The organism is Streptomyces sp. NPDC002835 (genome assembly GCF_053591995.1).
In genome coordinates, this window is sequence record NZ_JBSFUW010000050.1 from 1 (window position 1) to 12,839 (window position 12,839).

The following is a 12,839-nucleotide window of genomic DNA, read 5'->3' on the forward strand; positions in this document are numbered from 1 at the left end:
ATGCCGCTGCGGCTCGCGAAGTTCGGCGTGCCGCTGGCGGACACGGCCCCGGCCGGTCTGGCCGCCGCGGGCATCGAGCCGGTGCTGCTGCCGCCCGCCCCGGCGCAAGTGCCGCTGGAACGGGTGCAGCCTGTCTCCCGGACAGAACCTGTGGACAAGGCTCCGTCGGCTGCCGAATCCATGGAGCCAGGCCCCGTTGGCAGCGAGCGGCACCCCAGCCCGTGGTTCGCCCCGGCGCAGCCGCACACGCCTTCCCCTGCGCACTGGGAGGTCACACCTGATGCAGAGAGCGCGCACGTGGCATTCGGAGGGGCGGCGGTGCCGACCGAGACAAGCACCATGGGTGAGTACGGTGCGCCGTCCGCGCAGGAGTTTGACCCTGGCGATCCGCCCGACGAGTCCTTCCGTCCCGCCGGCTTGCATGCGCAGCACGGACCCGATGGCTCGTTCGACTTTGTCGGTCCGCCCGCACACGCGTCACGCATTTCACCCTTGGCCACGCAGCCAGACGCCACGACGTGGCAGGAAGGCGACCCGCGGGCTGAGGAACCAGATGATCGGGGAGTAGCGGTTCCGACTTCTGAATCGGCCAACGTGCCGCCCCCGACGAGCACCCAGGACAACCTCGAGCCCCGTGCGCTGACCATTGTGGACCGGTACTACATGGCATGGGAAGAGTTCCGCGAGCGCCATGGACGCGAACCGAAAGACGCTGAACTGTCCGTCTTCCTCATGACCCGCCAGATCACCAACCGCAGCGGAGGGCCGGTCAGTCCCAGCACCCTGCGCCGGTACTTCCTCGAGTTCCGCATCTACAGCCAATGGTCCCTACGCCGGGCCGAAACAGGACAGACACCGTCCGCAGAAGGTGTGGCCGACCACCTTGCCAAGCTTGGGATCACCGGCCAGTACAGCCGGCAAATCCCAGAGGCCACCGTGGAGAAGTACGCGGTCGACTTCGAGCGCCGCTACAACGCCATCCGCGGAACCTGTAGCAGGACCTGGCATGACGAGACCAGCACCGGCTCACGCCTATCAGACGAGCACAAACCAGAGAACGCCCATGGCGGCCCTGCCTAGGAGGGGAAGCAAGTGATCACCGCTTTGCGCATCGAGACCGACGGCTCGGCCGAAAGGCTGACGTTCCGTGGTGACGGCCACAAGCAGCGACAAGTCCTGCGCGCACTCCTCGGAGACACCGTCGACCCTGCGTTGTATCACCGCCGTGCTCTGCTCCACGTTCATGGAAGCGGCGCCACGCAGGGCCTGCCGTTCAATCCAGCGGCCTGGGCCCTGGCCTGCGCATGGCGGGGGGTGGACTTGGACTATGGCCTCCACGGCCGGGTGATAGTCACCGGCCCGGGAGACGGCCGTTTCGCGCCCCTGGACGCCGACCTCGAGACGCAGGTACGCAACATCGCCGCGGCTGTGCGAGGCATCCTTCTGGAATGGCGCACGCGACGACCTGCGGGAGAGCAAGCTGCTCGGGCAGAGATCCTGGCAGCAGCCAGGTACTGCCTGAGCCGGTGTTCCTCCAGCACCTAATGCGCGCCTGACCTGTGGTGCGCAGTGTGCGCATCCCAGGTCAGAGCCCTGTGGGCATCATCAGTGGGCACGTGGCCGACCGATCGAACCCGTGAACGGTGAGTGGCGGCCGGATCGGCTGGTCTCTGGTGCGTATCAGGACTGCACAAGCGGAACAGGGGCCCGCTCGCCGGCCAGTGCTGCGTGAATCGCCTGCTCGGTCTCTGGGGCCAGAGCGATGTCGTAGGTTCGAGCGACATCGCGCGTCCGCTCTACTGCCTTCTGTAGCCCGCGGCTGTTCCCGGCAGCCCGCTCGATGCTGATCCAGTCCCGGTACAGGACTTCGGCGGACTCGTCGATGTCCAGGCCGTGCTGCACCGTTTGCCGGGCGGCGTCCAGATCGGGGCTGTCGCCCTCGGCGTGCCAGGCGGCCAGCGTGTGCGCAATGTCGACGATGCGGGAGAGCATCTCCTGCTGGATCGGTGCTGCCCACGGGTAGGCGCCGTCATGGAACGGTCGGCCCCGTACCAGCGTCAGGGCCTTCTCGAGGAACGGGAGGCCCGCCGGCGGGCCGGCAGTCAGGCCCTGTTGGGCGAGGTTCTGGAACCGCTGCCAGTCCGAGGTGACTTCCGGGCGGAAGGCATAGCCGTTTTTTGGCCGGGGCAGGTAGGGGCCCCCGTCGGGGGCGCTGCCGAACCGGTTTCGAATCTCTGTGAGCCGGTTCTGCAGCGTGTGTACAGACCACGGGCTCAGGGGGTCCATTGCTTCACACAGCCATGTCGCTGTTCGGCCGGGCCGCAGGTGGATCAACGCGGCCAGGACAGCGACTTTCAGCGCCTGGCCTGAGGTGTCGAGTTCCCGGATTCGCAGCGGTCCCAGTACCTCGATGTACGGGCCGCTGGGTGGCCTGTCGTTTGTTTCCTCCGGCCCCTGGTCGGGCTTGGCCTCTTGTGGCGTGCTGACGTAACTGCCAGCGGGAGCCTCGTCCGATAGCTCTTTCTCGGTCGCGGGTGCTGGCAGCCGGACGGAGGACAGCAGGGCGGGGAAGGGGTCGCTCGGATCCTCGCTTCCGTAGCGGCCCGGCTGAGCTGGCTCGGCTGCTGCCTTCGAGTGGTCGTGCGCTCCTGTCCACGCATCGCTTGCGGGTTCAGCCGGTGTCTCGGCGACTTCCAGGGCGTGGACGTACTGCTGGTACTGGACGTCGGTGAGCCGCTGCAGACGGATCGGTTCAGCAGTGAGGTCCGGAAGTTCGACCAGGGCGTCGGGGACGGCGCTGATCTCCAGCGCTTCGGGGAACGCCCGGCGGGTGTCGTCGGTCGCGGGAAGCACGACGCAGATCTGAAGCCCGCGGGCGGCTGATACGGCGTCCGCCAGTTGCCATGCCTCCTCGGCATCGGCGGTGACCGCGCTGATCAGGATCCATGGCAGCGGGCCTGCCACTGCGCTGGGGTTGTCGCGGTGCTGGTGCAGCTCCAGCAGCAGTTCACCGATGTCTGCTATCACCGCCGACAGATGAGGCATCGCCCTGATGCGCCCCTTCGGCAGGAGAGCGGCCAGGCGTTGCCCGAGTCCTACCGTGAGGATCTCGCTCTGCCTGCTCCAGAGGTTCGTGCCCGCCTCCAGTGCCAGAGCTCGGCACACGGCCAGAACATCGTCGTTGCCGCCGCCCAGGAGCAGAGCCCGGGTGTGCAGCAGGTCGGTGAGCAGCAAGTCGCCGTTCTTGGCGGCGCCGAGTGTGACCAGCGACGGATACGCCGGCCCGGTGGCCGGCCCGCCGTCATCCAGAGGGGCTTCCCGGTCGAGGACCCAGGTGCCTCGTCTCTGCCCGGCCTTGAACGGCTGGGGGGCCGGTGCCGTGGGGTCGTCGGGCAGCAGGATGACGGACGAGTCGGTGATCCGGGCACCCCGGATGGCGGGCAGGTCGGCCCCGGATTCCGCCGAATGGGAGGCCAGAGCCCGCAGGGCGGCATCCAGCAGCGCTACGCCGGACGGCGCTGCGGAGGCGTTCGCGATCTGCTCAATGGTGGTGGGGTCTTTGATCGCGATCGTCTCCCCGGCCCGGCGGCGGCGCTGCTGCAGGATCCGCTTCAGCGCGAGCGCGCCGGTCAGCGAGGCTGCCAGCAGCGCGCCGATCCCGGCCACCAATGCTGCATGCCGCAGCGGCGACGTGTCTTCGTGGTCGGCGACCGGGGTGCCGGGGTGCGCCGTGCTCGGCTGAGGACTGGGGGAGGCCTCCGGGCCGGGCGTGGAGGCGGCTGGCGCTGGTGCCTGGTCTGTTTGCGACGGGGCGGGAGACGTGTCGCCGCCTGGCCCTGTGTCCGGCCGGTCTGCCGGCGGGGGAGCGGGCTCGGTGGGCGCGGGCGTTCCGGGGGCGCTGGATCCGGTGTCCTTCTCATCGCCCTTGCCGTCCTCAGAGGCGTCTCTCGTGTCATGGGGGAGGTCGAGCTGCTGCCCGGGCCGGATCAGGTCAGGGTCGGCGATCTGGTCGCGGTTTTCCGCGTACAGCTCCGGCCACCGGTTGCCGTCGCCCAGCTCGGCGTGGGCGATCTTTGACAGGAAGTCGCCCGGCCGCACCGTGTAGGACCCGGCCTCGGCTCCCGCGGTCTGCGCCGCCTTGGCATCCGCCGGTCCGGGCAACAGGAGCGTCCAGCCAGGCTGAAGAACCACGTTGGCGGTGAAACGGGATCCGTCCGGCATCGTGCGGCCCTCGTTGAGGGCCACGATGTCCTCAAACCGCTCCCCGCTGCCCAGTTCGTCTTCCGCGATCCGCCATAGGCTTTCTGCCGGGCGCGTATCCCGGACCGTGTACTCGCGGTGCTCAGCGCCAGAGGGCCCCTCCTGTGCGACAGATGCATCCCTGGCCGGGGAGCTGGGAGGGGTCTGTGTCGCGACGGCTGTGACGGGAGATGCGGTCGTGGAGGCCATCGCCGTGCCGGTCGGCAGCAGAACAATGATCGCGCCGACCAGCGTGGCTGCCGCGCGCTGACCGGTCCGTAGGCCCGGGAGCTGCGGGGCGGACCGGCCTCTGAGCTGCGCAGGGATTTCCACGAGCACCGATACCGCGAACGCTGCCCACCCGATCCAGCCGACGAGGGCAAGCGCGAGGAGGAACGCGCCAGTCGTGTCGGATCGTGTGAACAGGTGGCGCAGGTCGTCCAGGCCGCTGGCGGCGACTGCGGCGGTTGCATGGAGGAGCAGCCACGGCAGGCCCACCAGTACCCCGGCCAGCAGCAGCAGTGACGCCACCCCCCGAAGGGAGCGGGCCAAAGGTCCCGGGGGAGAGGAACGGAAGCGGCTGGCGTTCATCCGGTGCCTTCCTGAGGGGCGGTGACGCCGTGCAGCAGAGACGCTTGGCCATGACCGGTCGCGGGCATCGCCGTGACACCGACGAGGGTCAGGAAGCGGGTCCGGTATCTGGCGTGCACGATGACCTCCACCCGCGAACCGCCGGCACCGATCGTCACGTCTCCGCTCACCCCGGCGCGTGACAGGTAGGCATGGGCCGCGGCGGCCGCGGATGCCGGATCGGCGACCACGCCGTCACCTCCGACAGCCTGACCCGGGTCGATGGCCTGGGCCCCGGCGCGTGCTGCTTCCATGGCCAAGGCGTCGGCCCGCTGCGCGGTGCGAAGCTTGCCGGTGCCGTCGACCACGAGCAGCCCACCGAGGATCAGCAGTGGGACGGCGACGATCGCAACGAACACCGAGACGCCGCCGCGGTCGTGGGCGTCCTGCCGGTAGCGTCTCGGGGCACGGATCCACACGCTGATCAGCCCCTCTCTCGATAGGCGTCGACGACGGACGTGAAAGTGGACGTCACGGTGCGCGTCCCTGGGCCACCGTCGCCCAGGACGAACAGGTCCCCCAGTGGCACGGTGCACGAGACGGTGACCGTCACCGACGACACCTGACCCACTGGAACGGCCAAACCAGCCGTCTGCGCATGCACTCGCGAGGACGTACACGGCTGGCCCTGCCCCGCAAGCGAATCCGCAGCCGCCGCCTGCGCCGCGCTCTGCGCCTCAGCAGGGGTCCGGGCCAGGGACGCGGCACGAGCGGCGTGCTCCGCAGCGGTGTCCGCCCGCTGTCCTGCGGCGGAGATCCGCGCCCCTGCGACGAACAGCAGGGCCAGAGCGATGAGCAACGGCACCACGAGCACCGCCTCGATCGGCGCGCTCCCGCGGTCCGAGGCAGACGGTCGGCGTTCCGGCATCGTTCATTCCCCTCCCGGCGTCGTCCAGCGCTCGACCGCGCCGGAAGCCTCGGCGGACACCGACCAGTTCGGCACCCCCGGTATCAGCGAGACGGCTGTCCCGGAGACACGGACCCGGATGCGTTCCGGGGTGCTTCCCGTTGTCGACACCTGGTGACCAGTCAGGTTCCCTCCGGCCAACCGGGCCAGCGCGCTGCGTGCCTGAGCGGCACCGACTTCCGGTCCCGCCCCCTGCACACGGCCCGCCGCGACACCGTCTCGCGCTGCGGTCTGGACGATGTTGCGGGCATAGCCCCACAGGGCGGCCTGAACGCCGACGATCACGATGAGCAGGACGAACGGGTAGATGATGGCGGCCTGAACGGCCGCATGTCCCCGGTCGTCCTGCGACCTCGTCCAAGCTCCGGGCCGAGGCATCAGCCGCCCGTCAGCTTCGCGCTGTACTTCCCGTACAGCGCCGCGAGTGCGCCCGCAATGAGTATCGCCCCGGTGATCGTCGCCAGGATGATGATCACCGTGGGGATCGGTCCGTCCCCTCGGTCGCCGCGTTCGGCAATCTCGCTCCGCGCAGCTACCAGCCGTGCCCGCACGGCGTTGGCCGCAACCTGGCCACGCACCGTGGCGCGCAGCGTTCCCGACCTCACCGACGGCCGGCCCTTCTGGGTGTTCTGCACTGTTCGTTCTCCTGAATCGTTGACCACGCCCGCCGGGGGAAAGCGATCAGAGGATCACCATGCTCAAGACCGCCGGGAACGCGATGCCGAGCATCACGAGGGCGGCCAGCAGCGCTCCCGGTGCGCTCATCCGCTCGCTGTCCGCGTTCGCCTCTGCGGCTTGTGCGGCGAGAAGTTCGGTACGGAGGCTGGCCGCTCGGGCGCGCAGCGTGTCGTAGACAGCGGCACCGTCGGCCGACGAGAGGCGCATGATGTCGGCCACATCGCCGAGGATCGGCAATCGCAGCTGCTCACCCAGGTCGTCCAGAGCCGCCCACGGCGAGGACTTGTCCGTACGGGCCCGCAGCAGGGCGTCTTGCACCCTGGTCAAAGCCCATCCCCGGCCGACCCACGCGGCTTCTTCAAGGGCCTGCGACGCGCCCACATTCGACGCCATCCGCAGCGCCACGAGTTCCAGATAGGCCGCAGCCGCGTGCGCGAACTCAGTCCGGGCCTTGCCGGCCTGGTCGCGCACCTGCCAGTCCGGCACGAACCAGAGGCCCGCGGCCGCCACCACGCCGACCACTCCCGGGACCAGCACCGGAACACCCAGACCCATCAGCCTCCACCCGGCCGTGACGACCACTGGCAGAAGCAGACCTGCCAATGCGAAGGCGACCTTGGCCAGCACGTACTGCTCGGGCCTTTGCCCCAGGAGATTCAGATCCGCGCGCGGCAGACGACCCGGCATCCGCTCGACGAGCCACCGCCCCCATGCCTGCTGAGCCACGGCAGCACGACCCCCGCCCGCAGGGACGGCAGGTCTGTCCGGACCAGGCGGCGACAGGCGACGCAGTGCCCAACCCAGACGGGGCGCCGCCGGCACCAACGCCCCGGTGATCACGGCGAGCCCAAGACCGGCCGTACTACCGCTCAGCACCAGCACCGTCGTCACGCTCACGGCGCCACCCCCGGATCGGCGACCTTCACGCGACTTTGCGGGTCATGAACGAGGAACCGAGCCACCGGTTTGTGCCCCGCCAGCGATCTCATCCACAGCAGCACCAGTACAAACGCCCCGGCCAGCAGCGCGAGAACCAACTGCCCCAGCAACGTCCCGTACGGGGCGGTGTAGTCAGGCACCATGAAACCGGCGAGCACCACACCAATGCTGATCAGCGTCATCCAGCGAACTGCCGTACGGGACTTGGCCCGGTCCGCCTCGATCTGGCGACGCTTGGCGACTTCCTCCCGCACCGACGCCGCCATGTCCTCGAGCGCCTGGGCAAGACCAGGACCAGCGTCCACTGCGCACAGCGCCAACGCAGCACACACCCGATCCGCGGTGACGTCGTCGAGTTGATCAGCGAACTCCTCAAGCGCCTCGCGCGGATGCCACCCCGCCCGCAGCTTGTCCGCCAGCTCCGCGACCTCATCACCGATGGACTCCGGCGGCGCCTTCCGGGTGGACAACAGGGCTTGCTGCAGAGCAAAACCGAGCCGCATCACGTCCGACAACCGCTGCGTCCATTCCGCCAGGCCTTCAAGCTTGCTGATCCGCACCGCTGGCGACGACGTCGGCGAAAGGAGCCACGGCACCCCGAGCACCGCTGCACCCAGCAGCACCCCCGCGACGAACACGCCGGTCATCAGCCACACAAGAGCTGTCACGGCGGCACCCGCGCCTGCGAGCATCCGCCAGCGCGCCGACTGCCTCAAGCCTCCGGGGCCGAACGCAGCCGCCCGCCACCGTGCGATCCGGCCGGACCGCGGCACAGCCTCACTCCCACGCACGCCGGCGAACACCGCCAAGGTGCCCGCCGCGACCAGCGCACCGCACAGAGACCACCACAGCCCGCCTGTCACAGTCTCACCGCCGGACGGAACCCGCCGACCTGCCGGAACAACGACAGATCGCCCTCATGCTCCTCGAGGAGCTTCGCCAGCGCGGGCGACGGCGGCGTCCGCGGCACCGCTGCCGTCTCCCCAGGCTTACGTGACGGCCCGAACAACTCGTTGTACGCGGGACGGCCGCCCTCACCAAGGCCCGTGATCTCCCACACGTGAGACACGTACCGCTGAAATCGCCCGGCCGACCGGTCCACAGACAGGAAGACCACCAGATGCAGCCCGTTCGCGATCTGCCGGTAGGCCAGCCGCTCGCTGAAGTTGCCCTGGGCCAGCAGATAGAGCTCCGCGATCCGGTCGAACACGACGTGCGGCGCGGAGGCATGCATCGTGCACAGGTTGCCGCCACGTCCGTTCGTCAGCGCCTGCATCATGGCGGTGATCTCCGGTCCTCGGACCTCGCCGACCACGATCCGGCTCAGCGACATCCGCAGCGCCCGCTGCATCAGGTCCAGCAGCGTGATTTCCCCGGCTGCCCGGCCGTCGACTCGCTCACCGTTCGACTCGCGGGCCTCCATCGGCACGACTTGACGGTGGTAGCCGTTCTTGTGCGCCCACAGCTCGAACTCGCTCTCCAGCGTCCCGAACCTCTCGTCGGCCGGAATCTCCCGCAGCAACGCCCGGAGCAGCGATGTCTTCCCGCTGTTCTGCTCACCGACGATCATCATGTTCCGCTCCGCGCGGACGGCGGCGCCGAGCAGGTCCTGAACCGCAGGGGTCAGGGTGCCCAGGCGCACCAGCTCGTCCAGGTCGGCGTGCTGGATGCGGTGGCGGCGGATCGTCACGTACGTCCGCTCACCCGTGACCTCGGTCATCGCCTGCAGCCGGGAACCGTCCGCGAGCCGCAGCCCCAACAGCGGGCTGCCTGTCGAGAACGTCCGTTCTGCCTGCCCGCTGGTACGGGCCAGATCACGCACTAGCTCCCGGAGCTCTTCATCGGAGTCCGCCACCGGATCCGCCTGGACCAGCCTGCCGTCGCCGTAGTCCACATATACGGCGTCGTAGCCGTTGACGAAGACGTTCTCGACCGCCGGGTCGTCCAGATACTGCTGCAACCTGCCTGCGCGGAAGAGCATGTCGAACACCGCGGAGCCAAGTGCCAGCTCGACCTTCTGCGACACATGCTGCCCGCTGGTGTGAGCAGCATCTGCCCACACGGTCACCGCTTCGTTGATCAGCGCCCGTGCGCGCTGCTCCGACGCCGCCTCCGACAGAGCCCGCCCGCCGGCCTTGTACTCAGCGAGCAGCTGCTCGCTGACCGTCCGCTTGATCTCTCGTGCCACCCGGTAGTCCACCCGCACTTGCGGCACGGCCGCATGGCGCTCAGCATCCAGAGCTCTGCCAGAGCTGCCGTGGCCCCGCACACTCGACCCCGACGGCTGCCACGGCTGCGGATGCACCGGCTCAGCCCGCATGACGGGCCACCGCCTGCCGAGGATCGCTCACCACCGGCCGATGACCTGAGGGCCCGCGCACCCTGCGCGATTCACCAAATCCCCTCAGGTCGATGACCGCCTGACGCGCAGTGCGCATCAATTCGCCGTGCGGGAACCGCCTGTCCTCCGGCGTGCCGTCAGACAGCACCGATGCCTCTTCCGGCCTGTACGGCATGGCCGTCACGACGGGAACCCCCAAGGCCTTCTGCACCTCTTGCCGCCCGTACGGACCCTGCTTGACGAGCAGTACCCCGAGACCTGACGAGCCGCGGGCCCCGTCGGCGTCCAGGATCCGGCGCAACGTCGCGACTCGGGAACGTGCCGCGTGGATGCTGCGCATAGTGCCGCGGACCACCAGCACCACAGCATCAGCGCGCGCCGCCAGCTCTTGGGAAGGGCCGAATGCTCCGCTGCGGCCGAGGTCGATCAGGACGTCGTGCTGATGCTCATCGATGCGGACCAGGAGCTCCGCCAACTGCCGCCACACGCCGCGCAACTGGGCGGCCTGTGACGGATCCGCGAGGCCCGGCAGCAGGAGCCGGCGCCGGTCCTTGGAGTCACGACCGTCGTCCACGAAGATCAGTTGGGTCCAGAACGACGAGACGAGCTCCTGGGCCCGCGACACCGCGAGGTTGGCCAGGCCCCGGTCGGCCGCAACCCGGCCCTGGAATGCACCGGGGAGAATCGCTCCACCGTCGGGGTCGCATTCCGCCAGCAGCAGCCGCCGATCCTGCACAGGCCAGGCCCGCAGCAGTGCCAGAGCTGTCGTCGTCACCCCCGGGGCCCCCGGTAGGCCCACCAGCGCCACAGCGGTCATCGCCCGCCACCCTTCCTGGCGTCCACGACCAGCGCGACGCCACCCGTCGCCGCCTGCACGGCGAGCCGCGGCCCCTCACCGGGCGGCACCGCGACGTCCACAACCACCTCGCCGGTGGCCTGCTCGCGCTCACCCACGCGCACCACCCGCGCCTTCACGCTCTCGACCGCCGGCGTCTCCTGTCGCGCCTGTCCCTGCTGCTGTTCACCGCCACTCTCCCCAGCGGTGAACACCACGAGGACTCCGGTTCCGGGTGCGAGTGGCGACGCCGGCAGCTGTGAAGGCTTCAATCCGATGCCAACCAGCTGCTCACCCGCTTCGATCAGTGGCCTGTCGGTGACCTGTCCAGCCGACACCAGCGCACCCGGCAGGAGTGGCACCGCAGCTCGCCGCCCCACCACTTCGGCTCGGTCGGACGCCTTCAACGACGACACAACGGGGTCCAGCGAGACGGCTACTACGCTGACGTCCGCGTCCTCGATCACTTCTCCGGCCGGAACCTCGCGGGCGACGGCAAGGACCTGAACCCGCTGACCGGACTCTTCCCAGGCCACAAAGCCCCCCAGACCCCCTGCGGCTACCAGCGCAATGCCCAGGGCCGCCATGCCAGGCCGGCGGCGACGGGCCCGGAACGACACCGCGGCGTCCTGCCCGGCCTCTACGACCGGAGCCGGTGAGGACGCCTCCTTCACGGCAGAGCCTCCCGACCCCATCAGCCGACTGCCTGCATCTCGCCGATCGCGACCTCTGCCTGCGAGGTGCGTGTCTCCGTCAACTGCCCGCCGCTGGCCCCACCGGTGACCTGCCAGTCGATCACCCAGGTCGATGTGGCGGAAACGGTGTACCGTCCGCTGCTTTCGTCACGGGAGGTCCGGCTGTATGTGTGACCGCAAGTGGGGGAGGGCCTCTTGCCGTAGGCAGGCTCGTACCGGGTCCCCGGCCCGGCACACGTGACTGTGCTGCCGTCGCCCATGGACCATACGATCTTCGATACCTTCGCCGTCGCCGACACGGTGATCCCGCCCGCCGTCGCGGAGGCCGTGTTCGGCCCGTAGGTGGTGGGACCCGTCTCTGTCCACATCCACACCGGCATTCCCACCAGCCCGGTTGCCCCGAGCCGTGGAGCCATCCCGATCTCGGGTCCGGAGAGCCGCATCTTGTCCACTGCCTGCTGGGCGAGGACGATCGGGTTCAGTGCTTCGGGCTCAGTTCCATTCGGAGCCCAGACGGGCTCGTCGAACATAGCGCTCGCACCCTCGCGCATGAAGTACGGGCACGATCGGATGTAGAGAGTGGTCGTCTTCGGGTTGTGCCCCTGCCAGTACTGGCTGCCCGGAGGGGGCTGGGGCTCCATCTTCTTCACCGTGCATACCGGAGGTTGCGCCGAGCCGGACCCGTCACCTGACCTCGCGTCGTCGGTGCCGCCGGCCGGTTGCTTCCCCGACGAACCGGGGCTGCTGGCGCCGACACAGAACATTTCGAACTCACAACCGCCCACGTCAACCGACGGTCCGTTGTCGGCTGTTGCCGCTCCGGCCGCGCCGAGCGTGAACGCCGCCACGGTCCCGGCAAGTGCCGAAGCGACTCGCCGGCTCAGCATGACCGGTTCTCCTGAGTCGTCTTGACCACGACCCACCGGCCGTCCCAGCGTTCCATCGAGATGGAACTGACGTACCGGGTGCGACGCTCATCAGGCAGATCAACTGGCTGTTGAGTCCTCCTGTCGACCAGCGTCCAACCGGAGATGTCCAGGCAGTCCTTCAAGGTGGCCGCCCATACCTTCCCCGTCACGTCCACCTTGGTGACGGACGGATCGTGCCTCGGCACGCCTTGGGCGACGAAGTCTCGCTTGGCGAGGCTGGCGATCTCGCGTTCAGCGGATGCCCACGCCTCAGCCACGGCGTACTCGGGCAGGCGGGTGCCCTGAGCATCTGCCTTCGCGTAGGCGGCCTGCTTCTCCTTCCAGTAGGAGCCGTACGCCTTCAACGCGGCCGCTTTCGCCCCTGCATCTGGATCTTCTGGCTTCGCCGCCGACGACGTCTCGGCGGCCGATGCGGACGGACCACCAGACGGCGAAGTCGGCTCACTGGACGCATCTTCGGCACCACCGCAGGCCGCCACCAGCAGCACCGCGCAAGCGGCACCGGCCGCAGCGATCTGCACCCGCCTCTGCGAACCCGCATCGCGTTCGACGCGTCGCATGAATCCCCCTGTGTTCGGCGCCATCCCGGCGTACCGCTCCCCATCGCCGCAAAGGGGCGGCCCTCTGCAGGCTCACCGTAAGGAGT

General features: G+C 69.2%; 13 protein-coding genes and 1 pseudogene. 2 read left to right on the forward strand and 12 right to left on the reverse strand.

What is annotated here, in order from left to right:
- Both ACWD01_RS33400 and ACWD01_RS33405 read left to right on the forward strand, forming a co-directional pair.
- A pseudogene (locus ACWD01_RS33400) lies at positions 1-1,080 on the forward strand (hypothetical protein); the annotation flags it as partial.
- A gap of 12 nt (positions 1,081-1,092) precedes the next feature.
- Positions 1,093-1,545: a hypothetical protein gene (locus ACWD01_RS33405; protein WP_451167186.1), complete on the forward strand. Its 453-nt coding sequence runs from the start codon at positions 1,093-1,095 to the stop codon at positions 1,543-1,545.
- Positions 1,546-1,680: 135 nt separating this feature from the next.
- On the opposite strand, the gene ACWD01_RS33410 is transcribed toward ACWD01_RS33405, so the two are convergent.
- The 12 genes from ACWD01_RS33410 to ACWD01_RS33465 all read right to left on the reverse strand — a co-directional run bounded on the left by ACWD01_RS33410 (position 1,681) and on the right by ACWD01_RS33465 (position 12,753).
- Positions 1,681-4,770 (reverse strand): LysM peptidoglycan-binding domain-containing protein, encoded by a 3,090-nt coding sequence (locus ACWD01_RS33410; RefSeq protein ID WP_451167188.1) that lies wholly within the window; start codon positions 4,768-4,770, stop codon positions 1,681-1,683.
- 56 nt (positions 4,771-4,826) lie between these two features.
- A complete protein-coding gene (locus ACWD01_RS33415; protein WP_451167190.1) occupies positions 4,827-5,288 on the reverse strand; it encodes a pilus assembly protein TadG-related protein in 462 nt (153 codons plus the stop codon).
- Positions 5,289-5,293: 5 nt separating this feature from the next.
- Positions 5,294-5,737 carry a TadE/TadG family type IV pilus assembly protein gene (locus ACWD01_RS33420; RefSeq protein ID WP_451167192.1) on the reverse strand — a complete coding sequence of 148 codons (444 nt, stop codon included), beginning with the start codon at positions 5,735-5,737 and terminating at the stop codon, positions 5,294-5,296.
- 3 nt (positions 5,738-5,740) lie between these two features.
- Complete coding sequence (locus tag ACWD01_RS33425; RefSeq protein ID WP_451167194.1) at positions 5,741-6,154, reverse strand: TadE family protein; 414 nt, start codon at positions 6,152-6,154, stop codon at positions 5,741-5,743.
- Positions 6,154-6,411 (reverse strand): hypothetical protein, encoded by a 258-nt coding sequence (locus ACWD01_RS33430; RefSeq protein ID WP_451167196.1) that lies wholly within the window; start codon positions 6,409-6,411, stop codon positions 6,154-6,156. The genes ACWD01_RS33425 and ACWD01_RS33430 overlap by 1 nt, the downstream gene beginning before the upstream one ends.
- A gap of 46 nt (positions 6,412-6,457) precedes the next feature.
- Positions 6,458-7,351, reverse strand: a complete 894-nt coding sequence (locus ACWD01_RS33435; RefSeq protein WP_451167198.1) for a hypothetical protein — start codon at positions 7,349-7,351, stop codon at positions 6,458-6,460.
- Complete coding sequence (locus tag ACWD01_RS33440) at positions 7,348-8,040, reverse strand: type II secretion system F family protein (protein WP_451167200.1); 693 nt, start codon at positions 8,038-8,040, stop codon at positions 7,348-7,350. Before ACWD01_RS33440 ends, ACWD01_RS33435 begins: the two co-directional genes overlap by 4 nt.
- A 212-nt stretch (positions 8,041-8,252) precedes the next feature.
- The gene (locus ACWD01_RS33445; RefSeq protein WP_451167202.1) at positions 8,253-9,608 is read right to left on the reverse strand and encodes a CpaF family protein; all 1,356 of its coding nucleotides are present in this window, start codon (positions 9,606-9,608) and stop codon (positions 8,253-8,255) included.
- Positions 9,609-9,702: 94 nt separating this feature from the next.
- The gene (locus tag ACWD01_RS33450) at positions 9,703-10,551 is read right to left on the reverse strand and encodes a hypothetical protein (protein ID WP_451167204.1); all 849 of its coding nucleotides are present in this window, start codon (positions 10,549-10,551) and stop codon (positions 9,703-9,705) included.
- Positions 10,548-11,243, reverse strand: coding sequence for an SAF domain-containing protein (locus ACWD01_RS33455; protein ID WP_451167206.1), 696 nt, complete (start codon positions 11,241-11,243; stop codon positions 10,548-10,550). Before ACWD01_RS33455 ends, ACWD01_RS33450 begins: the two co-directional genes overlap by 4 nt.
- 20 nt (positions 11,244-11,263) lie before the next feature.
- The gene (locus ACWD01_RS33460) at positions 11,264-12,151 is read right to left on the reverse strand and encodes an ATP/GTP-binding protein (RefSeq protein ID WP_451167208.1); all 888 of its coding nucleotides are present in this window, start codon (positions 12,149-12,151) and stop codon (positions 11,264-11,266) included.
- Positions 12,145-12,753: a hypothetical protein gene (locus ACWD01_RS33465; RefSeq protein WP_451167210.1), complete on the reverse strand. Its 609-nt coding sequence runs from the start codon at positions 12,751-12,753 to the stop codon at positions 12,145-12,147. Before ACWD01_RS33465 ends, ACWD01_RS33460 begins: the two co-directional genes overlap by 7 nt.
- Positions 12,754-12,839 lie beyond the last annotated feature (86 nt).

Excerpts from the sequence above, each read along its gene's own strand:
- ACWD01_RS33440 (WP_451167200.1), bottom strand. The coding sequence starts at position 8,040 with ATGACCGGCGTGTTCGTCGCGGGGGTGCTGCTGGGTGCAGCGGTGCTC.
- ACWD01_RS33420 (WP_451167192.1), bottom strand. The coding sequence starts at position 5,737 with ATGCCGGAACGCCGACCGTCTGCCTCGGACCGCGGGAGCGCGCCGATC.
- ACWD01_RS33465 (WP_451167210.1), bottom strand. The coding sequence starts at position 12,753 with ATGCGACGCGTCGAACGCGATGCGGGTTCGCAGAGGCGGGTGCAGATC.
- ACWD01_RS33460 (WP_451167208.1), bottom strand. The coding sequence starts at position 12,151 with ATGCTGAGCCGGCGAGTCGCTTCGGCACTTGCCGGGACCGTGGCGGCG.
- ACWD01_RS33450 (WP_451167204.1), bottom strand. The coding sequence starts at position 10,551 with ATGACCGCTGTGGCGCTGGTGGGCCTACCGGGGGCCCCGGGGGTGACG.
- ACWD01_RS33425 (WP_451167194.1), bottom strand. The coding sequence starts at position 6,154 with ATGCCTCGGCCCGGAGCTTGGACGAGGTCGCAGGACGACCGGGGACAT.